Raw genomic sequence first — 599 nt, forward strand, 5'->3', positions numbered from 1 at the left:
GGACTGGCGGGTCGACAGCGCCTGGCTGTTGGCCGCCTCGACGTTGGTGTCGGCCAGGGTCAGGTTGGACGAGCCGGTCTGCAGCACGTTGATCAGGTTCTTGTTGAAGTCCTGACGAACCTGCACGATCGTCAGGTTCGAGCCGAGGCTCGAAGCTTCAGAGCGCAGCGTGCTCGAGGCCGAGTTCAGGTTGGTCAGCACCTTGTTGGTGGCAGCGTTGTCGATGAAGTCGACGCCGACGGTCAGCGCAGCAAGGCCCAGACCCTTGGAGTTGTAGGTCACGCCGGTGATGCTGAGGCTCGACTTGGCAGTCTCGTCGAACACCAGCTTGAGCTGGTCGCCGTTCAACAGGTTGACACCGTTGAACGAGGAGTCCTGCGCCGTCGAGTCGATCTGGTTCAGGATGTTGTTGTACTGAGACACCAGGTTCGAACGCGAGGTCTGGGCAACCGTATCCTGGACGGGGCTGGAAGCCGTCGAGAAGGTCAGCGCCGTGGTCAGCGTGCCGCCGATCGCACCACCCGCGGCGCTCGATCCGATGGTCGAGGACGCGTAGTCGTTGGTGGTCGAGACCGTCAGCAGGCCGTTGGCGTCGATCG

At 62.8% G+C, this 599-nt stretch carries 1 pseudogene; it reads right to left on the minus strand.

Annotated features, from left to right (window positions below):
* A pseudogene (locus TSA1_RS32590) lies at positions 1-599 on the minus strand (DUF1522 domain-containing protein); the annotation flags it as partial.

Origin of the sequence: Bradyrhizobium nitroreducens, from assembly GCF_002776695.1 — a bacterium.
Classification (GTDB): Bacteria; Pseudomonadota; Alphaproteobacteria; order Rhizobiales; family Xanthobacteraceae; genus Bradyrhizobium; species Bradyrhizobium nitroreducens.